Source organism: Gordonia sp. 852002-51296_SCH5728562-b (genome assembly GCF_001665475.1).
In the GTDB taxonomy this organism is placed as follows: domain Bacteria; phylum Actinomycetota; class Actinomycetes; order Mycobacteriales; family Mycobacteriaceae; genus Gordonia; species Gordonia sputi.
Genome location: NZ_LZMI01000079.1, coordinates 53,937 through 76,535 on the forward strand (window position 1 = coordinate 53,937; position 22,599 = coordinate 76,535).

Annotated in this window: 20 protein-coding genes; 6 read left to right on the forward strand and 14 right to left on the reverse strand. The window is 66.2% G+C overall.

What is annotated here, in order from left to right; all coding sequences use genetic code 11:
* Positions 1-95: 95 nt before the first annotated feature.
* The 5 genes from A5766_RS14385 to sucC form a co-directional block, all read right to left on the reverse strand.
* The gene (locus A5766_RS14385; protein WP_005207307.1) at positions 96-2,147 is read right to left on the reverse strand and encodes a carboxyl transferase domain-containing protein; all 2,052 of its coding nucleotides are present in this window, start codon (positions 2,145-2,147) and stop codon (positions 96-98) included.
* Positions 2,148-2,226: 79 nt separating this feature from the next.
* Complete coding sequence (locus A5766_RS14390; RefSeq protein ID WP_005207308.1) at positions 2,227-2,787, reverse strand: RDD family protein; 561 nt, start codon at positions 2,785-2,787, stop codon at positions 2,227-2,229.
* Positions 2,774-3,556: a hypothetical protein gene (locus tag A5766_RS14395; RefSeq protein WP_039856201.1), complete on the reverse strand. Its 783-nt coding sequence runs from the start codon at positions 3,554-3,556 to the stop codon at positions 2,774-2,776. The genes A5766_RS14390 and A5766_RS14395 overlap by 14 nt, the downstream gene beginning before the upstream one ends.
* A gap of 137 nt (positions 3,557-3,693) precedes the next feature.
* Positions 3,694-4,596, reverse strand: coding sequence for a succinate--CoA ligase subunit alpha (sucD, locus tag A5766_RS14400; protein ID WP_005207310.1), 903 nt, complete (start codon positions 4,594-4,596; stop codon positions 3,694-3,696).
* A gap of 14 nt (positions 4,597-4,610) precedes the next feature.
* Positions 4,611-5,774: an ADP-forming succinate--CoA ligase subunit beta gene (gene sucC / locus A5766_RS14405; RefSeq protein ID WP_005207311.1), complete on the reverse strand. Its 1,164-nt coding sequence runs from the start codon at positions 5,772-5,774 to the stop codon at positions 4,611-4,613.
* A gap of 460 nt (positions 5,775-6,234) precedes the next feature.
* Here sucC and A5766_RS14410 point away from each other — a divergent pair, with 460 nt between their 5' ends.
* Positions 6,235-7,404, forward strand: coding sequence for a M23 family metallopeptidase (locus tag A5766_RS14410; RefSeq protein WP_039856221.1), 1,170 nt, complete (start codon positions 6,235-6,237; stop codon positions 7,402-7,404).
* 131 nt (positions 7,405-7,535) lie between these two features.
* On the opposite strand, the gene A5766_RS14415 is transcribed toward A5766_RS14410, so the two are convergent.
* Positions 7,536-10,052, reverse strand: coding sequence for a UvrD-helicase domain-containing protein (locus A5766_RS14415; RefSeq protein WP_005207314.1), 2,517 nt, complete (start codon positions 10,050-10,052; stop codon positions 7,536-7,538).
* Positions 10,053-10,084: 32 nt separating this feature from the next.
* Entirely contained in the window at positions 10,085-12,088 is a 2,004-nt protein-coding gene (locus A5766_RS14420) for a hypothetical protein (protein WP_231894653.1), read from the reverse strand.
* A gap of 47 nt (positions 12,089-12,135) precedes the next feature.
* Here A5766_RS14420 and A5766_RS14425 point away from each other — a divergent pair, with 47 nt between their 5' ends.
* Positions 12,136-12,504, forward strand: coding sequence for a chorismate mutase (locus A5766_RS14425; RefSeq protein WP_039856226.1), 369 nt, complete (start codon positions 12,136-12,138; stop codon positions 12,502-12,504).
* Between the two features lie 99 nt (positions 12,505-12,603).
* Entirely contained in the window at positions 12,604-14,280 is a 1,677-nt protein-coding gene (pgi, locus tag A5766_RS14430) for a glucose-6-phosphate isomerase (RefSeq protein ID WP_005207319.1), read from the forward strand.
* A 1-nt stretch (position 14,281) separates the two neighbouring features.
* Here pgi and A5766_RS14435 read toward each other — a convergent pair whose 3' ends face one another.
* Complete coding sequence (locus tag A5766_RS14435; protein ID WP_039856203.1) at positions 14,282-14,815, reverse strand: hypothetical protein; 534 nt, start codon at positions 14,813-14,815, stop codon at positions 14,282-14,284.
* Positions 14,816-14,833: 18 nt separating this feature from the next.
* On the opposite strand from A5766_RS14435, the gene A5766_RS14440 reads away from it, so the two are divergent.
* Positions 14,834-15,499 (forward strand): hypothetical protein, encoded by a 666-nt coding sequence (locus A5766_RS14440; protein WP_231894654.1) that lies wholly within the window; start codon positions 14,834-14,836, stop codon positions 15,497-15,499.
* A gap of 24 nt (positions 15,500-15,523) precedes the next feature.
* Here A5766_RS14440 and A5766_RS14445 read toward each other — a convergent pair whose 3' ends face one another.
* The 3 genes from A5766_RS14445 to A5766_RS14455 are packed head-to-tail and all read right to left on the reverse strand — an operon-like array spanning position 15,524 to position 18,001.
* Complete coding sequence (locus A5766_RS14445; RefSeq protein ID WP_005207322.1) at positions 15,524-16,267, reverse strand: SDR family oxidoreductase; 744 nt, start codon at positions 16,265-16,267, stop codon at positions 15,524-15,526.
* Between the two features lie 10 nt (positions 16,268-16,277).
* Positions 16,278-17,114, reverse strand: coding sequence for a N5-glutamine methyltransferase family protein (locus A5766_RS14450; RefSeq protein ID WP_005207323.1), 837 nt, complete (start codon positions 17,112-17,114; stop codon positions 16,278-16,280).
* On the reverse strand, positions 17,111-18,001 hold the full coding sequence (locus tag A5766_RS14455; protein ID WP_064905137.1) for a DNA-formamidopyrimidine glycosylase family protein: 891 nt from the start codon (positions 17,999-18,001) through the stop codon (positions 17,111-17,113). The genes A5766_RS14450 and A5766_RS14455 overlap by 4 nt, the downstream gene beginning before the upstream one ends.
* 25 nt (positions 18,002-18,026) lie before the next feature.
* On the opposite strand from A5766_RS14455, the gene A5766_RS14460 reads away from it, so the two are divergent.
* Positions 18,027-18,767 carry a 3'(2'),5'-bisphosphate nucleotidase CysQ gene (locus A5766_RS14460; protein WP_005207326.1) on the forward strand — a complete coding sequence of 247 codons (741 nt, stop codon included), beginning with the start codon at positions 18,027-18,029 and terminating at the stop codon, positions 18,765-18,767.
* 225 nt (positions 18,768-18,992) lie between these two features.
* On the opposite strand, the gene cobF is transcribed toward A5766_RS14460, so the two are convergent.
* From cobF to A5766_RS14475, 3 genes are all read right to left on the reverse strand, one after another.
* Positions 18,993-19,751: a precorrin-6A synthase (deacetylating) gene (gene cobF, locus A5766_RS14465; protein WP_005209006.1), complete on the reverse strand. Its 759-nt coding sequence runs from the start codon at positions 19,749-19,751 to the stop codon at positions 18,993-18,995.
* 7 nt (positions 19,752-19,758) lie between these two features.
* Positions 19,759-20,574 (reverse strand): SDR family oxidoreductase, encoded by an 816-nt coding sequence (locus tag A5766_RS14470; RefSeq protein ID WP_005209004.1) that lies wholly within the window; start codon positions 20,572-20,574, stop codon positions 19,759-19,761.
* Positions 20,575-20,839: 265 nt separating this feature from the next.
* Positions 20,840-21,271, reverse strand: coding sequence for a DUF2335 domain-containing protein (locus tag A5766_RS14475; protein WP_005209002.1), 432 nt, complete (start codon positions 21,269-21,271; stop codon positions 20,840-20,842).
* An 850-nt stretch (positions 21,272-22,121) separates the two neighbouring features.
* Here A5766_RS14475 and A5766_RS14480 point away from each other — a divergent pair.
* Positions 22,122-22,409, forward strand: coding sequence for a hypothetical protein (locus tag A5766_RS14480; RefSeq protein ID WP_005209001.1), 288 nt, complete (start codon positions 22,122-22,124; stop codon positions 22,407-22,409).
* The last annotated feature ends 190 nt before the right edge of the window (positions 22,410-22,599 follow it).

The window sequence follows — 22,599 nt, forward strand, 5'->3', positions numbered from 1 at the left end:
TTCCGACCACACGCCGATGTCACGATCATCACCCACCGTGCGGACCTGCGGATTCGACGCGTCGTCGAATTGTGTTCACGATGAACCGAATTGGCTCACTCGACGAACCCGCCCGCTGTCAGATGCTCGAGCAGGCCCTCGGTGAGTGGCAGCGCGCGCATCTCGTCGACCGTGAACCATCCGGCGTCAGCCGCATCGTCGGCGGCCCGCACCGTGCCACCGACCGCGACCGCGACGTAATCGTGGATTTCGAAGACCCCTCCCCTGCCGTCGGGGATGTCGACCACCCATGCCTTGGCACCGACCTCGACGTCGAGTCCGGTCTCCTCCGCGATCTCGCGGATCACCGCCGCGACGAGCGTGTCCGCGTCGTCACGGGGTCCGTAGGGACCGACGGCGTCGACCGGATCGACCTTGCCGCCGGGCACCGTCCACCGGCCGGCTTGAGGGTCGCGAAGTCGCTGCACGAGAAGAAATCGTCCGTCGTCGTCGCGAATGATCGCACCGACGGCGAGTATCCGACGCCCGCGCTTGTCTGCCGAATGACGCACGCGCCGTTGATGATCGGGCATGAGCCCCGCCAACACCCGGCCGATACTCGCGCGGAGGTCGCCAGCTGCGTCGGCTCCCCAGCGCACGATCTCGTCGATCTCACCGTGTGCGGCGAGGTCGGTGGCCGCAATACCCTGTGCCGCAGCGAGTTCTGGTGCGTGCTCCGTGTCACGATGCACGATGACACTCGCGCCCTCCGGCGGCAGAGGCGACAGCCACGCGTCGTGCGCGGCGAGTCGACGATCTGTCGGGAACAACGCGAGCGCCGCACCACCCGCCCCCTCCCCGAGCAGCACCGACACCGTTGGCCGTGGCACAGCGATGAGATCTGCCAGACAGAGCGCGATCTCACGCGCGAGACCACCCTCTTCGGCGTCGACGGACAGGTCGGCGCCGGGTGTGTCGATCACCGTGACGACGGGCAGGCGCAGTTCGGTCGCCAACGCCAGACCTCGCCGGGCGACCCGCAGGTCAGCGGGGCCGATCAGCCGACCGTCGGCCTGCACTGCCCTGTCCTGCCCGATCACCACGGCCGTCGTTTGCCCGAATCGACTCAGCGCCAGCACAATTGGACCGGTGTCGTGGATCACGGCGGTGCCGGAATCGAGCAGCAGCGCGCGCAGCCCGCGACGACCTGCGGCGCGCGTCGCCAGCACGCTGGGCCAGGTCTCGACAAGCTCGACCAGCGGAGATGGGGCGTCGACCGGCGGGGATGGATCGTCGACCGGCGGGGATGGATCGTCGACCGGCGGGGATGAGGCGTCGACCGGCGGGGATGAGGTCTCGACTGGCGGGGATGAGGTCTCGACCGGCGGGGATGAGGTCTCGACAAGCTCGACCGACGAAGATGAGGCGTCGACCGGCAGGGATGGGGCGTCGACCAGCGGAGATGAGGCCTCGACCGGCAGATCAGCAGGCTCACCGAGCAATGCGACGACCTCGGCTACGCGGCCGGGGAGTTCGCCCAGCGGCACGATGGCGTCGATGATGCCGTGGGCGGCCAGGTTCTCCGACACCTGCACGCCGTCGGGAAAGGGCTTGTGGTGCAGGCCTTCGTAGACTCGTGGTCCCAGGAACCCGATCAGCGCACCGGGTTCGGCCCAGGTGATGTGCCCCAGAGAACCCCACGAGGCGAACACCCCGCCGGTGGTCGGGTTGCGCAGATACACGAGGTACGGCAACCCCGCTCGTCGGTGACTGCCGACCACCTCGGCGATCGACGCCATCTGCAGGAAAGCGGCCGTGCCCTCCTGCATTCGAGTGCCACCGGAAGCGGGCAGTGCCAGCACCGGAAGTCGCTCACGTGTCGCGCGTCGAACAGCGTTGACCACACGCTCACCGGCGGCGCGCCCGATCGATCCCCCCAGGAACCCGAATTCGCTGACAACCAACACAATCGGAGCGCCGGAGATCACTCCGACACCGGTGATCACCGACTCGTCGGTACCGGTTCGCTTGCGTGCACGCCCCAACGCCGCGGCGTAGTCCCGGTCGAGCGCAACGTAGCTGGGCGCTTCGTCCCAGGACTGCCAGGTGCCGTCGTCGACGAGTGAAGTCACCAGTTCTACTACCGTCACTCCCACCGACTCAGCCACCTCACCAACGCTAGTCTTCGACCAGGCCTCAGCGGGTGAAGAACCTCGGCGGGTGAAGAACCTCAGCGGGTGAAGAACCTCAGCGCGAGTACACGACTCGCGTCCGCAGGATCAGGTCGGCAACCGAGCGTCGCTTGGTGTCGACGCCGGCCCACAGCAGTCCGATGGCGAAGAACACGCAGATCGCGGCCCGAATCACAGCCACCGATGGCCGCACACGGCCTCCCTTGCGATTCACCACCCGGATGCCCATCACGACGCTCCCCAGCGTGCGCCCGGACACCGCCCAACACGTCGCGAGGTAAATGATCGACACGACGACGAATGCACCGACCGTGAAGAACCCGTTGGTGCTCGGCATCGAAAAGTCGTGGACGTTGTAGAGCAGTCGGGCCATCACGACGCCCAGGTAGATGGCACTCATGATGACCAGCACGACGATCAGGTCGAGCACCGCACCCACTCCGCGACTCACGATGCCCGCCGACTTCGAGGTGTCGTGCACCGCGTGGGCCTTGGTCTTTCTGGCCTCTGAGCGAGCGGCGTGCTCGTCGGCGGCAGTGTCAGAGGGATCGCCGCCGTCGGGCTCATGGTGCGAATCGGATTCGGACGAATCCCGTTGGGGCTCAGTCACGCTCACCGGATTCCACCTCCGCGGCCACGCGTCGGCGCAGCAGCCGGCCGACCATGACGGCGACGGCGTCGTCGGCGCGTTCGCTGGTGCTGCGTACGTCGGTCATCACGTCGGCGGTGACCGACGTGCTCGCCTCGCGGATGATCCCGGGAAGGTCGACGCCGTCGATGATGACGTCGGCGAGTCCGATGAGGTCGACGCGGTTGATCACGGCGTCGACGTCCACATGCGAGACGGCACGGTCGAGGTCGACGGTGTCGATGATCGCGTCCAGGTCGACGGTCGCGATCACCGCCTCGATGTCGACGCGCGCGATTGCAGCGTCGAGGTCCACCCGAGCGACCGCAGCGTCAAGATCGACCCGCGCGACCGCGGCGTCGAGATCCACTCGCGCGACGGCGGCGTCGAGATCGACACGCGCGACAATGGCGTCGAGGTCAAGAAGGTCGACGATCGCGTTCATGTCGACCGACGCGATGATCTTGTCGAGGTCGACGTTGTCGAGCACCAGCGCGGTGAGGTCGATCTCGGACGTGAACACGTCGACGATCTCGCGGATCAGCGCACCCATGCCCGACTGCACACCGGCCGTTGCCAACACACCCGCAGAGTCGACGACGTTGTGCGCGGACCGTCGTACATCACGAACGACCGAACCTGCCACGGGGACATGCTCGGCGACGTCGAACATCGCCGACGCGGCGCGGAACGGGAGCTTCAGCACGCCCAGGACAGGAGTCCGGTCCCCGCCAGCCGCCGTGGCATCGTTGGTCACCCGAGCATTATCCCACCCGGGCGACCGGAGCACCCTGACAACAAGGACTCCTCCGAAACACGAAACCCGCACCAACAAGAAACCCCCGGTGACGCGGAGGGCGTCACCGGGGGTGTGAATAATCGCGAACTACGCGGTCACAGATTCTCGTAGAGCTCGCGGGCCAGCTTGGCGGTCTCGCTCGGCGTCTTGCCGACCTTCACGCCTGCCGCCTCGAGGGCTTCCTTCTTCGCCTGAGCGGTGCCGGAGCTGCCCGACACGATCGCGCCCGCGTGACCCATCGTCTTGCCCTCGGGGGCGGTGAAGCCCGCGACGTAGCCGACGACCGGCTTGGAGACGTTGGCCTTGATGTAGTCGGCTGCGCGCTCCTCGGCGTCGCCGCCGATCTCGCCGATCATCACGATGACCTTGGTGTCGGGGTCCTTCTCGAAGGCCTCGATGGCGTCGATGTGCGTCGTGCCGATGACCGGGTCGCCGCCGATGCCGATGGCGGTCGAGAAGCCGAGGTCACGCAGCTCATACATCATCTGGTAGGTCAGGGTTCCCGACTTCGAGACGAGGCCGATCGGACCCTTGCCGGTGATGTTGGCAGGCGTGATGCCGACCAACGACTCCTCCGGCGTGATGATGCCCGGACAGTTCGGTCCGATGATGCGGGTCTTGGCGCCCTTGTCGACGTTGTAGGCCCACGCGTACGCGGTGTCCTGCACGGGAACGCCCTCGGTGATGACGACGAGCAGCGGGATCTCCGCGTCGATCGCCTCGATGATGGCGTCCTTGGAGAACTTCGGCGGCACGAACGCGATCGACGTGTCGGCTCCGGTCTTCTCGATCGCCTCGGCGACAGATCCGAAGACCGGCAACTCGATGTCGTTGCCGTCCTTGTCCTTGTGGGTGACGGTGGTGCCGGCCTTGCGCGCGTTGACACCGCCGACGACGTTGGTGCCCGCCTTGAGCATCAGCGCGGTGTGCTTGGTGCCCTCACCGCCGGTGATGCCCTGGACGATGACCTTGTTGTCTTTGTTCAGAAAGATCGACATTGATTCGTCGCCCCTTACTTGCTCGCCAGTTCGGCAGCCTTGTCGGCGCCTGCGTCCATCGTTTCGGCGAGCGTCACCAGGGGGTGATTCGCATCGGCCAGGATCTTGCGGCCTTCTTCGACCTTGTTGCCGTCGAGGCGGACCACCAGAGGCTTGTCGGCCTCGTCGCCGAGCTTGTTGAGCGCTCCCACGATGCCGTTGGCCACCGCGTCGCACGCGGTGATGCCGCCGAAGACGTTCACGAACACGCTCTTGACCTGCTCGTCTCCGAGGATGACGTCGAGACCGGCAGCCATGACCTCGGCCGACGCGCCGCCGCCGATGTCGAGGAAGTTGGCAGGCTTGACGCCGTTGTGGTTCTCACCCGCGTAGGCGACGACGTCGAGCGTGCTCATCACGAGTCCCGCGCCGTTGCCGATGATTCCGACCTGGCCGTCGAGCTTGACGTAGTTGAGGTCGTTCTCCTTGGCCTTCTGCTCGAGAGGATCGGTGGCGTCCTTGTCCTCGAACTCGGCGTGGTCGGGGTGACGGAAGTCGGCGTTCTCGTCGAGTGTCACCTTGCCGTCGAGGGCGAGGATCTGATCGTCGGGGGTGCGGACCAGCGGATTGACCTCGACCAGCGTGGCGTCTTCTGCGACGAAGACCTCCCACAGCTTGGCGATGGTCACGGCAGCGGCGTCGAGCACCTCGGCGGGCAGGTGGCCCTGCTCGGCAATCGATCGCGCGGTGGCGATGTCGACACCCTTGACGGCGTCGACGGGCACCTTGGCCAGCCGCTCCGGCTTGGTCGCTGCGACTTCTTCGATCTCCATGCCGCCCTCGACCGAGCACATCGCCAGGTAAGTGCGGTTGGCGCGATCGAGAAGGAAGGAGATGTAGTACTCCTCGGCGATGTCGCTGGCTTCCGCGACGAGGAGTTTCTTGACGATGTGCCCCTTGATGTCGAGGCCCAGGATGTTTTCTGCGTTGGTCTGCGCGTCGTCAGGGGTCGCGGCGTACTTCACGCCGCCTGCCTTGCCACGTCCGCCGGTCTTGACCTGCGCCTTGATCATCACGGGCTTGCCGATTTCCTCGGCGATCGCTCGTGCATCGGTGGCGGAGTCGGTGACCCGACCGGGTGTGGTGGGAACCCCATGCTTGGCGAACAGTTCCTTCGCCTGGTATTCGAAGAGATCCATTCAGCTCACCATTTCGTCGTTGTGCCCGCTGATGTTGGGTGTAACACGGGCCATATCGGACTCTAAACCTGCCGGACACAGCCCTGATGGGGGCCTCCGTGGCTTGTGCGACAGATCACTCGTTCGGTCGGCGGTCCCCATCGCAGGACACCGGCCATCGATCAGCGCGCCACGCTCCTCGTATAGAGTCTGCCCTCGGTCCGCCGTACGCGGGCACGAAGTCGGGAAGAAGGGCGCAGCGCAACGGTTTTGGGTGAGATTCGACATCTAGAACACCGCCTTCACGATGGGTGTACGCACAGCCGGTATTGGTGACTCAGCTCACATTTGAGCGGGTTCTTACCGTCGATCGTTGGACTTGCCGCAATCGTTTCGTTACCGTCAGTCGAGCAGAACGGATCACGAATCGGTCACGAACAGTAACAAGACCGATATCGGGAACGAAGCAACAGGAATTGAGGTGGGCGACTTGGCGGAACGCGGAGCTCCGAGCAGGTCGACGTCGACGGTGGGCACCGTGGCATCACGACGCGGAAATACCTACGACGACATCCCGGCCGAGGAGATGACCGCGATCATCCCGATCGACGACCTCGACTCGTACGATCCCTGGGCCGCCGATTCCGCCGAGCGCGAGTACGCCGACGGTTACGACCAGACAACATGGTCGCCGTCCACGTGGGACCCCTACTACCGGCCCACCCGCTCCGAACTGACGCAGGACATCCTCATTCCCGAGGGCGGATTCGAGGCGTACGCCGACGATCCCTTCGAGAGCGAGGGCGCGCAGCTCGATTCGTTCCCCGCCGACGCCGACCTCGACCTCACCCACAGCGGCGAGATCGACCTACGGCCCGCTGAGAAGCCGTTCCGGCAGGTTCCCGAGCCTGGCCGCACCCGCACCCGCGGAAAGCACCGCCTTGCCGCACCCCCGACCGCTCTGCGCGGGGGTCGTGCAGCCCTCATCGCCATGGCCGCAGGCGCAGCAGTCGCCGCGGCAGCCCACGCCGGCACCACCGAGAAGGCGCCGGCACCCGCGACGACGCCCACCAACACCGCGAACGTCGACAAGGCAGCTCCCGTCGCCGATCTGGGACCGGGAGTCGCGGCGCCCGACAACTCCTCGCAGGACATGAGCGTCTTCACCTCGCAGCTCGCAGAGGGTGAACAGCTCGTCAAGGACGAGGCTGCACGCAAGGCAGCCGCGAGCCGTCCGTACTTCGAGTCACCGGTCCCGCTCGGCGTCTACCAATTCACCTCCGGTTTCGCGATGCGCTGGGGCAGCATGCACGGCGGCGTCGACTTCGCCGCCCCGCTCGGTACCCCGATCCACGCGGCGACCGACGGTGTCATCAAAGAAGCCGGACCGGCGTCGGGCTTCGGTAACTGGATTCAGGTCCAAGCCGCCGACGGTACGGTCACCGTGTACGGCCACATGTACTCGTCCGGTGTGCTGGTTCAGAAGGGCCAGACCGTCAAGGCGGGCGACGTGATCGGCCTCGTCGGCTCCGACGGTCAGTCGACCGGCCCGCACTGCCACTTCGAGGTCTGGAAGAACGGCACCACCAAGATCGACCCGGCCCCGTGGCTCGCCGAGCACGGCGTCCGGATGTCGGCCTACACGGGCTGAGTCACCTCACCCGACCCTGATCCGGGGCCCAACCTACCGGGTCGCTCTGACCCGCTGGTCGAGCGATACCCCGCTGGTCGAGCGATATCCCGCTGGTCGAGACTGACCCGCTGGTCGAGCTTGTCGAGACCTCAGAGCTTGTCGCCCGGAATTCCGCCCGCGGTCAGCAAGGTGATACGACCGGTCTTGCCGCCGTAGTCGATGACCACCCGCTCGGTGGCACCGCTCCCCTCTTTGCCCACTACCTTCCCCATGCCGTACTTGGGATGGTTGTGTCGATCGCCGACGTCGAGGTGGATCTGCTTGTTCCGGCCACGATTGGGGTCGGTCGAGTACTGCGAGCGACCCAGCGTGCGCGACGATCCACTGTCGGATCGCCCGAAAACGCCTCCGGTGGAACCGAATCCACGCGCGCCACGTCGAGGCTCGGTGCGTCGCCAATCGATGAGATGTTGCGGGATCTCTTGCAGGAAGCGCGATTCCGGATTGGAGACGGGTTGCCCCCAGGATGCGCGCGTCACCGAACGGGTCAGGTAGAGCCGCTCCTTGGCACGGGTGATGCCGACGTAGGCGAGTCGACGCTCCTCGCTCAACTCCGCCGGATCGCCCAGGGCACGCATGTGCGGGAAGTGGCCATCCTCCCAGCCCGTGACGAACACGACCGGAAACTCGAGCCCCTTCGCGGTGTGCAAGGTCATCAAAGTGACGACACCGTCGCCCTCGTCGGGCACCTGATCGGCGTCGGCGACGAGCGCGACCTTCTCGAGGAAGGCGGCCAGTGAACCGGGTTCGGGTTCGCCGTCGGTTCCGCCCAGGTCTTCATCGCCATCCGCTTCGTCATCGAATTCGACGTCGAGTTCGGCTGCCTCCGTGCTGAACTCGGCTGCGACGGAGATCAGCTCGTTGAGGTTGTCGAGGCGTGCGGCGTCTTGCGGGTCGCTCGAGCCCTCCAGCTCCGCCCGATACCCGCTGCGGTCGACGATGGCGGCGACCAGCTCTCCGATGTCGGCACCCTCCTCCGTCGCATCGGACACGGTCGCGACGTCGGCGCCCTCGTCGTCGGCCTGGCCGAAGGTGGTCAGGAAGTCGCGGCGCAATCCCTCGATCAGGTCGACGAATCCACCGATCTGTTTGACCGCGCGCGAATTGAGCAGGGCCACTTTGCCTTCGGCGCCGTCGAGCAGCGCCTGGTAGAAGCTGACACCCGCGTTCTCGGCGTGCACCGCGACGCACGCCTCGGCGCGGTCGCCGATGCCACGTCGGGGTGTGTTGAGGATGCGGCGCAGACTCACCGAATCGTCGGGATTGGCGACGGTGCGCAGGTAGGCCACGACGTCGCGGACCTCCTTGCGCTCATAGAAGCGGGTGCCGCCGACCACCTTGTACGGAATGCCGTGGCGCACAAAGACTTCTTCGATCGGTCGTGAGCCGGTGTTGGTTCGGTAGAACACGGCGATGTCGGAGTATTTGTACGACTCCGACACCCCGCCGATGGTGTGGTCGGTGAGGCGTTCGATCTCGGTGCCGATGAACATCGACTCGTCGCGGTCGGAATCCGACACGTAGCCGACAATGAGCTCACCGTCGCCCGAATCGGTCCACAGCCGCTTCTCGCGTCGATTCGGGTTGCGCGCGATGACCGCGTTCGCGGCAGACAGGATGGTCTGAGTGGAGCGGTAATTCTGTTCGAGCAGAATGGTTTCCGCGTTCGGGAAGTCGCGCTCGAACTCCTCGATGTTGCGGATCGTCGCGCCACGGAACGCGTAGATCGACTGGTCGGCGTCGCCGACGACGCACAGTTCCGACGGCTCGACGCTGCGGGCATCTGGCTCGTCGGCGGAGTCGTCCGAGGTGCTTCCGAGTACCAACTCGCGCACCAGAACGTATTGCGCGTGGTTGGTGTCCTGATACTCGTCGACCAGTACGTGGCGGAAGCGTCTGCGGTAGTACTCGGCGACCTCGGGGTGGCGTTGCAGCAACCCGACGGTCTCGCCGATCAGGTCGTCGAAGTCGAAGGCATTGGCGGTGCGCAGCCTGCGCTGGTATTCGGCGTAGATCTGCGCGATCGCCTGCTCGGTCGGGTCGCCCTGCGCTGTCGCGGTGATGGCTTCGTCGGGCGTGACCAGTTCGTTCTTGTAGTTCGAGATGATCACCGACACCCCGCGCGGCGCGAACTTCTTGGGGTCGAGGTCGAGATCTCGGATGATCATGCCGAGGAGCCGCTTGGAGTCGTCGGCGTCGTAGATCGAGAAGTTGGAGTTACGGCCCTCCAGGAGCGCCGACTGTGCACGCAGAATGCGCACGCACGTGGAGTGGAAGGTCGAGATCCACATGAAGTTGGCGCGCGGACCGACGAGGCCGATGACGCGCTCACGCATCTCGGCGGCCGCTTTGTTGGTGAAGGTGATTGCCAGGACCTGACCGGGCGAGACGTCGCGCTCGGCGAGCAGATAGGCGATGCGGCGGGTCAGCACCGCCGTCTTACCCGACCCCGCGCCCGCCACGATCAGTAGCGGCGAGCCGGAATGCAACACAGCCTCGCGCTGCTGCGGATTGAGCCCGGCGAGCAGGCGCGCGGACGCGTCGTCGGGGCTTGCTGCCGGAGCGCGGCCGGCGGGCGTGGCGGGGGTGCGGGTGGAACTGGTCATCGAGAGTTCAGGTTACTCGCCACCACCGACACTCAGCCCCCGAGGAGGCGCGCGTCGACAACCTCACCCACACGCCCCGCTCCGGTGTGCAGTGCGAGGCCGGGCGTGAGCGGCCGAACGTCGAGTTCGGTGCCGCGACCGTCGAGTTGCACGTAGACGACGTGCAACCCGGCTGTGACCGGCACCGTGACGGGCGCTCCACCGTCGAGCGAGAAATGCACCTGCCCAGCGGAATTGGCGCAGTATCCCAGTGCGATGGTCCATTGCCACTGGATCAGCGGACCGTCGAGTCGGAGTCGGCTCGGGCCGTCGAGTTCGGGTCGCGCGCACGACCCGCGCCCGGCGGTGATCGAGCGCCGCGGCGTCACGGCACCGGGCACGGCGTTGCCCGAGTTGTCGAGCACGATGAGACGGTCGGTGTGGGTGCCGAATGTCGGCCGATCACGCAGCTTGCCGAAGGTATGACTGATCTGGTTCTCCGGATAGGCGACCGGAAGCAACACCTCGAGGGGTAGTGCCTGGTCGAACATCGTCGTGTCCTTGTTCGCGGCGAGTGCGCGCTTGGCGTTCGCGAGATACGGGCCGGTCGGATCGTCATTCCACGACGCCGAGTAGGCCGCGGTGGAGATGATCGACGACGCGACCGCGAACGCCACGGCCATGACGCCGACGAGCAGCAGCGGCGATGTACCCGCCTCGCGTGCGTGCCGCGCGGGACCCCGATCGGCGCCATCCGTCTGCGACGCCCCGGTAGACGCACGGTTCGGCGAGATCAGGAGCAGCGTGAACGCCAGAGCCAACACCAGCGCGGCGTCGGGGAGATAGCGCATCGTCTGTGCGAGTTCGAGCGCCGTGTTGGCGCTCGACCGATTCCACATGGGCGGGATCTGCACGACCACCACGTACAACGCGACGGCAACGAGCACGCCGATCGCACCGACGCGCGTTCTGATCGCCCAGATGACGAAACCGGCAACCACGATCCAGCCGAGCACGATCATCCAGATCGACGGGAACCCCATCGGCGGAGAAGGTACCCAGCGTTCCCAGTCCCACGGACCTCCCACCAGGGACGGCACGAGCGCCTTGTTGATCGAGCGCCACACCAGTTGCGCGGTCTGCGACACCGAGTGCGTCCCCGCCGTCGCGTCGGAGACCGAGAAGTAGACGATGACCCACACCACGAAGACGACGGTCAGCGGAGTCCACAGCGCGCGACCCCGCGTGAAGGCGACGATGAGCGGGGTACGCGGGAGCGCCGAGACAGTGCGGTCGGCAGGCTCGCCGGTGTCATCCGAGGGCTCTGAGGTGCGGTCGAAACGCACGACCAGCACGGCCGCGATGAAGGCCACCGGCAGGATGAACAGCGACTTCTCGAAGAAGGCGAGCGCGACCACGAAGATCACCGTCGACCTGATGACGACGAGTCGTCGCGACGATTCCGGCACGCGGCCGGTGCACAAGAGAATGGCGTCGGCGACGATCCAGGCCATCGCCGCCTGCATCGGCAGCGAGTTGAGGCCCGCGGCCCACCAGATGTACGCGGGCACGGTCAGCGGAGTGAACAGATAGAACGCCAGGGCGGCCAATGCGCCGACCTCGAGCGCGGGCCGTCGACGACCCGCCCGGTCACCTCCCGCCGCCGATCCCACCACGCGAATCATTCGCCACACCGACAGCGACGCGAGCGCTTGCAACACGACCAGCGTGACCGCCGGGATCACCCAGTTGACCGGTGCTGCCAGCGTCGAGAGCCCGGCGACCAGGAAGGCCGCAGGCATGAAGTGGCCGTCGTGACTCTGGCCCAGGTAGTCCCACGACCAGAGGGGAAGGGTCGACGCGCGGCCGATGAGGATGAGGTCGTCCCAGTAGAAGTTGCCGGTCGCGACCAGCCACGCGCGGACCACCAGATGCGCGACGATCAGCACGATCGCCGTCACCACGGTGAGTGAGCCGATCCGGCCGGCGAGGGATCGGTGTCGATGCGGCTCGTCGGATGTGTGTGACTGCGACGTCACCGTCGGGCTGCTCGGCATGGGATCTAGTAGAACCGCCGCGGGTGGCGCGTGGCAAAATCACCCCGGTGAGCGATGCGAGCAACGATCAGAACCCTGCGACGACACCCGACGCCTCGTCGGACGTGCCGGTGCCGTTCGAGGAAACGATCGATCTCGAGTACTACCGCCTCGACCCCTCCATCGACGACCTGTCAGACGAGATCGACGACCTGCGGGTCGAGATCGACCGCCTCGACGCGATCATCCTGGCCGCGATCAAGCGCAGGACTGCCGTGTCGAAGAAGGTCGGCGCCACCCGGATGGCGTCGGGTGGCCCGCGGCTGGTGCATTCGCGCGAGGTGAAGGTCATCGACCGGTTCGCCGTGCTCGGCCAGGAGGGCCACACGCTCGCCATGCTGCTGCTGCGCCTCGGCAGGGGTCCGCTCGGTCGCTGACCGCTCGCCGGGTTCGCGATTGGTGAACCATCGGTTACGAGACGTCGGTCTCCCCTCTTATCGAGCACGCGCCACGCCGTGAAGACCTAGTGTTGGTTCATGGGCACCGACGTCTCGCGCAGCGGCAAGGACATCACCACTACTCAACCCTGGCAGGCGTTGGAGGCTCACAAGCCGATCCTCGCCGCACGCAATCTCCGGGAGTTGTTCGCCGACAACCCCTCCCGTGGACGCGAGCTCACCATCGACGTCGGCGATCTGCACATCGACTACTCCAAACACCTCATCGACGCCGAGACCATCGAGCTCCTCCTCTCGCTCGCGCGTGAAGCGAATCTCGAACAGCACCGCGACGACATGTTCGCCGGCGTGCACATCAATACCTCCGAAGACCGCGCGGTCCTGCACACCGCGCTCCGCCTGCCTGCCGACGCGCAACTCGTCGTCGACGGCCAGGACGTCGTACACGACGTCCACGAGGTGCTCGACGCGATGGGCGCATTCACCGACAAGCTGCGCAGCGGAGAGTGGAAGGGCCACACCGGAAAACCCATCACCGACGTCGTCAACATCGGCATCGGTGGCTCCGACCTCGGGCCCGTCATGGTGTACGGCTCGCTACGCCACTACGTCGACACCGACATCCGCTGCCACTTCGTGTCCAACGTCGACCCGGCCGACATGGTCGCGGCACTTGCCGACCTCGACGCCGAGCAGACGCTCTTCATCGTCGCCTCGAAAACCTTCACGACGCTGGAGACGCTGACCAACGCGGCGGCAGCCAAGCGGTGGCTGCTGGAGAAACTCGGTGCGGGCGAGGACGCCGTCGCCAAGCATTTCGCGGCCGTCAGCACCAACGCGGAAGCGGTGTCGAACTTCGGAATCGACCCCGTCAACATGTTCGGCTTCTGGGACTGGGTGGGTGGCCGCTACTCGGTGGATTCCGCGATCGGCCTCTCGGTGATGGCGGCGATCGGCAAAGAACGCTTCGCCGAATTCCTCGGCGGATTCCACACCGTCGACACCCATTTCCGTACGCAGCCGCTGGAGAGCAACGCGCCGGTGCTGCTGGCGTTGATCGGATTCTGGTACTCGAACTTCTGGGACGCGCAGTCGCGGGTGGTGCTCCCCTATTCGAACGACATGGCACGCTTCGCCGCGTACCTGCAGCAGTTGACGATGGAGTCCAACGGCAAGTCGGTCAAGGCCGACGGCGAGCACGTGACCACCAACACCGGCGAGATCTTCTGGGGCGAGCCGGGTACCAACGGCCAGCACGCCTTCTACCAACTGCTCCACCAGGGAACACGTCTGGTGCCCGCCGACTTCATCGGCTTCGCCAATCCCACCGACGATCTGCCCACAGCCGATGACACCGGCTCGATGCACGACCTGCTGATGAGCAACTACTTCGCGCAGACCAAGGTGCTGGCGTTCGGGAAGACCGCGGACGAGATCAGGGCCGAGGGCGTCGACGAGAAGGTGGTGCCGCACAAGGTGATGCCCGGCAACCGGCCGTCGACGTCGATACTCGCGTCCGAACTGACCCCGGCGGTGATCGGTCAGTTGATCGCGCTCTACGAGCATCAGGTCTTCGTCGAGGGCACGCTGTGGGGCATCAACTCGTTCGACCAGTGGGGCGTCGAACTCGGCAAGACGCAGGCCAAAGAACTTCTGGGCGTCATCACCGACGCCGAAGCGCCTGCGCAGCAAGGTGATTCGTCGACCGACGCACTGGTGCGCTGGTACCGCGCCGAGCGCGGACGCAAGGCCTGAGTCAGGACCAGCGCTCGTCGTCGAACACCTCGGGCGGGATCTCGTCGCCCGGTTGCACTCCGAGCGCCTCGAGCCGACCCATGAGCGCGGCCGCGACCGCAACGTAGGTGATGAGGTCCTGCGGTTCGTCGGCGCGCTCTGCCGGGTCGCCGCCGAGGAACTCGAGTACGAGCGGCGGCACGCAGTCGCCCATCGCGAGTTCGCGGGTGCCGGTCGCAACCCGCCAGGCGTCGAATCCGGAGACATCGACGGCGTCGGCGATCTCGCCGTCGCGGACGGCTGCGAGCACCTCGTCGAGGGTGGCGAGCGGTCCCGACGCTCCACTCGACGGGTCGAAGCCGATGACGGTGTCGGACGCGAGCTCCTCGTCGTCGTCGAGGGTGAAGTAGACGATCCCGCGCCAATCGGCGCCGATCGCGGTGATGTCGTCGCGCCCGAAGATCGACTCGAGTAGCTCACTCACGTCGTCTGCTCGTCGTCGCGAGAAGAGTGCGAACGCGCCATTGGCGACCACTTGCCCCTGTGTGGAACCCACATCCGATACCTTACGCACGTGAGGACTACCGTTTTGCGGCCGCGACTGCTCGTGGTGTCGCTGGCCTGTGTCGCGGGCGTGCTCGGCATCGCGGCATGCTCGTCGGACTCCGGAGGTACCGCCGAATCCGCGACGTCGGTGCCCCGATCGGCAGCCGTGACCGTCGCACCCGGGCAGCAGCATCCGCGCACAGCGCCCGGAACCACGCTCGACTTCGGCGCCTCCGCGTCGCTGCCTGCCGACGCCTATCGCGCGGGCGGGTCCACGGCGCTCTACACCGTCACCGGCATCACGCAGGGCAAACACGTGCCGAGCGCGCAAACCCGTGGCGGCACAGCGTATTTCGTCTACGTCACAGTGACGTCTCTGGCACCACGTCCGGCGCCCGCCCCCAAAGTCCTCGGCCTCGCCGGTTCGGCGGATGGACGCACCGCGGCGCTGACACTGCCGCCGTCGACCTCCCTGAAGGACTGCGCCAACCCCAAGCCCCCCGAAACCATGCGCCGCGGCGACTCCTACGCCACCTGCCTCGTCGCCTACGCCGATGAGGGGCAAAAGCTCACGCGGGTCATCTACTGGGCCGACACCACCGGCGACGACTCGCTCGACTACAAGCAGGCGCCCGTCGTGTGGCGCAATCCGGCTGACGTCGTCAGCAGTTCTCCCGCGCCACCTGCAGGCTGAGGACGTGGCTGGCCTTAGAGCGGCTCAGATCATCCGACGCGTGACGAACCCCGGCAGATACTTCAGCGCCGCGGCGATAGGAGTCCACGGCCACGCCGGCACCGGTGAGTAACCGTTCTCGGCCTCGATGGCCTTGACCATCGCCGCGACTCCGGACTCCGTGTCGGCCATCAGCGCGGTTTTCACACCGCGATTGATGTCGGTCTCGATGTAGCCGGGCGCGACGACGGAGACCGTGATCGGCGAGTTGACGAGTTCTGCCTGCAGACCCTGCCCGATCGCCGTGACACCGGCTTTCGACGCCGAGTACGCGGTCTGCGCCTTGGGAAGTCCACGAATTCCGCTGATCGAACTGACCAGCACGAGGTGACCGTGGTTCTGCGCGCGGAAGATCTCCATCGCCGCCTCGGCCTGTGCGAGCGCTCCGACGAGGTTGGTCTGCACGGTCTCGATGTTGGCGTGCGCCTTGCCCGTGCCTATCGGCGCCCCCTTGCCCAGCCCCGCGTTCACGATCACGCGGTCGAGACCGCCGAGTTCGTCGCGCAGCTTGCCGAAGACGACGGGCACGGCGTCGACGTCGGTGACGTCGAGTGCGCTGACGGCGACCTGCGGCGCACTCGGCCGGAGTTCGTCGGCGAGGGTCTCGAGGCGGTCGACGCGTCGGGCGGCCAGGGCCAGCGAACGGCCGCGCGCAGCGAACTCACGGGCCATCCCCTCGCCGAGCCCCGAGCTCGCGCCGGTGATCAGGATCTTTTGTCGGGTCGTCACGCAGGACAACCTACCCCCGGACGCGGGAACGTCGAACGAGACGTACCACCGCGGTCTGACCGTCATCGCCGACGATCCGCTCGGAGTCGGCCCAGTCGTCACCGCGCTCAGTGAGGATCTGCTCTGCCTGCGCGGCGTTCATCTCCATCAGCAGCGCGCCACCGTCGGCGAGCCAGGTCGGGGCGTCGGCGACGAGTCGTCGAATGTGGTCGAGGCCGTCGTGACCGGCAAGAAGCGCGGCCTGAGGTTCGTGTTCGGTTTCGTGCGGCAGGAGGTCGACGGCGCCGTCGGGGACGTAGGGCGGTACTGCGGCGATCATGTCCACGGCTCCCCGTAGCTGCCGCGGCAACGTCGACAGTCCGTCGCCGAGGTGAGCGTGTGCGCCCACGGGGAGGTTGCGGCGCGCATACTCCAGCGCTGTCGGGTCGATGTCGACGACGTGGATGCGCGCACCGACCGTCCCGTCTGCCACCGCCACCGCGATCGGCGCGACTCCGCAATACGCCTCGACCACCACGGGTTGCTCGACGTGACGTTCGCGCAATGCCTCCCCGGCAACACGCGCGAGGAGCAGCGAGCGCTGTCGAGGAATAAACACCCGCGGCCCCACCTGCAGGTCGATCGAACCGAACCGGACCGTCCCCACCACATGCTCGAGCGGCTCGCCAGCACAACGCCGCACGGCCATCTCTTCCAGATGTTCGACGTCGCGCGCGGCGTCGACCAGAACGGCCGCCTCCTCCTCCGCGAACACACAGCCCGCCGCCCGCAGCCGCGCGGCCAGCGCCGACTGGGCGCTCTGTACTGCCGACTGTGCGTTGCCGCGCGCCGAGTGGGCGTCCGTCACTTGAGCAGCCGCGACATCCGACGGTCCGCGAGCACCTTCCCGCCGGTCTGACACGTCGGGCAGTACTGGAACGACCTGTCGGTGAAACTGACCTCCCGGATCGTGTCGCCGCACACCGGACACGGCATCCCGGTACGTGCGTGTACGCGTAGCCCGGTTCGCTTCTCCGACCTCAGTTTTGCGACGCCGAGACCTTCGAGCCGTCCGGTCGCGTCGGTGAGTACAGCCCGCATCGACTCGTAGAGGGTGTCGATCTGGGCGTCGGACAGTGTTTTCGACGACGCGAACGGCGAAAGCTTTGCGGTGTGCAGGATCTCGTCGGAGTAGGCGTTTCCGATCCCGGCGATCACCCGCTGATCGGTCAGCACGTTCTTGATTCGGCCCGACGTGCCGCGCAGGATCGCGGCGAGTTCGTCGCGCGTGACACCCATCGCGTCCGGTCCGAGCGAGGCGATGCGCTCGACGTCGGACACATCCCGCACCACCCAGACGGCCAGCCGCTTCTGGGTGCCGGCCTCGGTAACGTCGAAGCCCTCTCCGGGCAGTCCGCAGTGCACGCGCAGCGCGATCGGGCTCTTGCCGCCGGGACGCAGCGGCCGCGGCGAGAGATCCTCGCTCCAGCGCAGCCACCCCGCGCGCGAGAGGTGGATGACCAGGCTGATCGTCGGTTCGTCGACCTGTTCGGCGCTGCCGGGAATCGTCGTGATGACGAGGTATTTGCCGATCCGCGACGCGGAGTCGACGATGCGCCCGATCAGCGCGGTGTACGGCGGATCTGCTGTCTTGAGTACCGACAGCGACGCGACGTCGACACGACAAATCGGGAAGCCGGCAGCGTGATCGTCGACGTAATCGGCGATGGCGGCGACCTCGGGCAGCTCAGGCATGCCTTCAGTGTGCTCTAGTAAGTGCATGATCTCCGCACATTCCGACGCCGAGCTCGCCGCTCGGATCGCGGTCGGGGCAGGTGAGATCCTCGTCGGAGTGCGCTCGGGACAGCTGCTGGGTGGTCGACAACTCGGCGACCTCGGCGACGCGATGGCCCAGGCGTGGATCGGCAACGTGCTGCGTCGACATCGCGGCTCCGACGCCGTGCTCTCGGAAGAGGCCGACGACGTCGGCGACCGCGCGAGCGCCGACCGTGTCTGGATCATCGACCCGCTCGACGGCACGCGCGAGTTCGCTTCCGGCACTGCCGACTGGGCAGTCCATGTCGCGCTCACCGAGTCCGGCGTGGTGACAGCGGCGGCGGTCTCGCTACCCGCGACCGGCGAACTGTTCCGCACCGACACCGTCGAACGCACAAGCGGCCCGCTACGACACCGCATGGCCGTATCTCGTTGGGGCGGAACGTATGAGGTGGCCGCGGTATCTCGCGCACTCGGTCTGGCGCCGGTCGAGATCGGGTCGGCGGGCGCCAAGGCGATGGCCGTGGTCCGCGGCGACGTCGACGCGTACGTCCACTCGGGCGGCCAGTACGAGTGGGACAACTGCGCCCCGGTCGGCGTCGCACTCGCCGCGGGGCTGCACTGCAGCCGCCTCGACGGCTCGCCCATCCTCTACAACCGCCCGCGCCCGTACATGCCCGACTTCGTCATCTGCCGATCCGAGATCGCCGACGACCTACTCGGCGTCCTCGCCCGGATCTGGTGAGTCGTCGCCGATCGAGCGCCCTCACCGCTGGCCGAGCGCCCTTCCGCTAGCCGAGCAGCCCCACACGCTGGTCGAGCGCCCCTACACGCTGGTCGAGCAGCCGCGAGGAACGAGCGGCGTGTCGAGACCACCCAGCCACCCCGCAGATCGAGCACCCTCACCGCTGGTCGAGCAGCCGCGAGGAACGAGCGGCGTGTCGAGACCACCCAGCCGCGCCCACCCAGCTCAGCGCTGTTTGCGCAGCAGGTAGATGTCCATGATCCAGCCCACGCGCTCGCGGGCCGCAGCGCGTTCCGCGGCGATGCGCTCACCCACGTCGCCCACCCGACCACTGATCAGGATCTCGTCCGCGGTACCCAAATAGGCGCCCCACCAGATGTGATCGTCGGGGTCTGCTGTCTGCCGGAACGCGAGGTCGGCGTCGAGCATCACGATCTGGTTGGAGTCGACGCCCGGCGGCGTCTCCGCGAGCCGACGACCCGTCGTGATGTGAATGGGTTCGCCGATCCGGTTGGCGACGATTCCGTGCGCCGCGGTCAGCGCACTGGCGCTCGTCACGCCCGGGATGACCTCGACGTCGAGGGTCAGATCGGACCGTTCGGACAGATCGTCGACGATGCGCAGAGTGCTGTCGTACAGCGCCGGGTCGCCCCAGACCAGGAACGCCGCGACTCCCCCGTCGGGCAGTTCGTCGCGCAGCGCGGAAGCGATCAGATCGGCTCGTGCCGCGTGCCAACGTCGCACTTCGGCGTCGTAGTCCGCCGGCGCGCGATCACGCGGCGGGTCAGCGATCTCGATGAGCCGATGCGACGAATTGGCGTGGCGCGCAAGGATCTCCTTCCGAGCGTCGAGCAGCCCCGTCTTCGCACTCCCCTTCTCCAGCGCGACAAACACCTCGACGTCGGACATCGCTTCGATCGCCTGGAGCGTGATCTGCCGTGGATCACCAGGACCGATCCCGATGACCCGCAACGTTATTCGCATCGTCGAATCAGATCTTCACGCGTCGCAGACCATGTTTGCGGGCGGTCATGTCGAGGATGAACTGGCGCGGCAGCAGGCGTCGCAACGCGAACACGAGTCCCGCCGAATTTCCCTTGGCGTAGAACGGCTTCGGATGCTCGGCCAGCGCGGCGTCGACGATGACGGCCGCCATCTCGGCCCCACTGATGCCCTCTTCTTCGTTGTGTCGCGTTGCGGCCGCGAGGGTCTCGTACTCGTCACGGTAGGGCGAGTTCTCGCCGATGTAGATGCTGCGCCGGTCACCGATGCCGGTGGCGATCGTTCCCGGTTCGACGCTGATCATCCGAATCCCGTACGGCGCTACCTCACGTCGAGTCGCGAACGCATACGCCTTCAGCGCGGATTTCGTTGCGGCATAGTTGGATCGGAACGCCACCGGGAAGCTCGACAGCATCGACCCGACCATCACGACCGTTCCTCGACGCCGCTCACGCATACCCGGGAGCACGGCTTTGGTCAGCGCGATCGGCCCGAACACGTTGACACGGAACAGATCTTCGACAGCACTGATCGGCGTGTCCTCGAGCGCGCCCGCCTGCGACTCGCCCGCATTGTTGATCAGGATGTCGACGTCGCCGACCTCCTGGGCACACTCCGTGGCGCTCTCGTAGTCGGCGTTGTCGAGACGTACGTAGGTCACGCCGGGAATCGGATCGGCAACCTTGTCGGGGTGTCGACTCGTGCCGAAGACTCGATGGCCGGCGGAGGCGAACTGCCGCGCCACCTCTTCGCCGATTCCACTGGTCGCGCCGGTCACGAGAACGGTGAGCTGAGCTGGTGTCACCGCTTCACCGTATCGTCTCGCTGCGACCGCGAGACCAGAAGCACCTCGGACGAGCCCGACCTGGCGCACCGACTCCCGCTCCGATCGGGGATCGGCCCGTCACGTAGACTTCCTGCGTCGGTCTTCACGACCCGCCCTCGTGGGACTGGAGGAAGTTCACAAAGCCACACGTCAGCGTGTCTAGCGGGTACGCGGGGTAACGCGATTCCGTTGTTTTCGTAACACGAGCACACCAGCTCCGGGGCCTCAAGTTTACGCTGACCGACTATGGATCCGAATCAGCCGAATCGTCTTCGACCTCCTGCCCGTTTGAGCGTTTGGTCGGTGGCTTGACCGCGCTGACGGTCGTCACCAGGTTGACAGATAGCGATAGCACTCCGAGGATGACCGACACAACTGCTGCGATGGGACTTCCCAGGACCACGAACACAACAGCAGCCACGAGCGAGAAGACCGCAATAGAGTAGAGCATCCACTGGCCGCGCTTTGTCAATGAGACATCGGCGCTGGCGAGCATTCCCTGAATCCGAACCTGCGCATCCACGGCGGTATTGATCGAGTCTTCCCTGCGCTCCGCGATCTCGATCTGCCGCTCGTACGAGCGGACGATTCGTTCCGCGAATGATGGATCGATCGCGTTGTACGCAGCTAACGCCTCTGGCGGCGGAAGTGGAGCCTTCCATTTACTTTGTCGCACGCGACGCGGCGAAGGAGGGTCAGTGACGATCTCGCCTTCAAGGGCAGCCTCTGCTGTGTCGAGGTCGTGCTCTAGTTGCCCGACCTCTGAATCATCTTCGCAGCGTTCTTCAGGATTGCGGCGGCACTCGTCTGTTCCATCCGAGTCTGGTTCAGCAGTGGACGAGGTTGAATGCTCATCGGTCGACTCCGCGCCTCATCGTCCGCCGCAGCGCCGTGTGAGTTGTCTGGGTCATGACTCAACTCTAGCTCCGACGAGGGGGTTTGGCGCTAGGAGTTTCCACACGGTCTGCGAACTGCTTGCCATGATTCAGTCCTCTGCGTAGGTTTCTGCAGCTTGGGGCGGTCGCCGGCTGCCCAGACTACCGCACAATTGGGTGCCACTGTCATTCGGTGGTGGTCCACGCGCGCCCTGAGAGTGTGTCGCGAGCGCCGACTACTGTGAGTACCGATTGCGGGCAGCGGACGTGTGGCAAAGGAGCAACATGAACCAGTTCGACCGGTTGTGGATGACCCGTGATGCGGTCCTGGCGTGGCTAGGCAGCGAGATCGCATCTGGAAGGGGCGACGCCAACGCCTCGGCCGACATCGTGATGAACGCTACTTGCCTGGTCCGACACTCCGTTATCAGAGCAGGAGGTCAACGACGCCACGGTTTGGCTTAAGAACGAGGGCTTCATCCGAGGTCAGGGGACATAGGGTCATGGAGTGATTCGTATGTCGCTCGAAGCCAAGGGAGAACGCTACCTGTCGGAGGGGCGTTCGGTGAGAGACGAGCAGCCTCAGGCGCCGCATGTAGTGAACTCGCACAACACCATCACAGTTACCGGGACCAACGGTCGGCGGTCGCGGTGGATTCTGCCTACGCCCAGCAGGCTGTCACGAATACCGGCAGCTTTCAGCTGGTTCGAGAAGTCGCCAACCTCGTACGGACCGCCTCCGCCGACACCGACCAGCAGGATGAGGGGCGCGTATTGGCGGCGCAGATTGAGGCCGAACTGGCAGGCGACGCCAAGTCCAATCCGGGCAAGCTCAAGCAGCTGATGTTCACTGCGGCGACCGCGTTCGCGGGTGCGCTCGGGTCGGCAGGTGGTACCGACCTCGCACAGTTGGCGATGCAGGCGTACACGATGCTCTGAAAGTCGCGGACAGTCCCCTTCGTGGTCGCCGCAGGTGAGTGGTGCGGTGTCACTGACACGCGCGGTCCGCGCGGCAATCGGCCGGTTCCTACGTCGATTGCGCGCACTCAATCAGAGATATGGTTGTGCATCGGTGGAGCGTAGGGGGGGTTTGGTATATTTTCTGGTATGAATTCATATCCGGATGCGC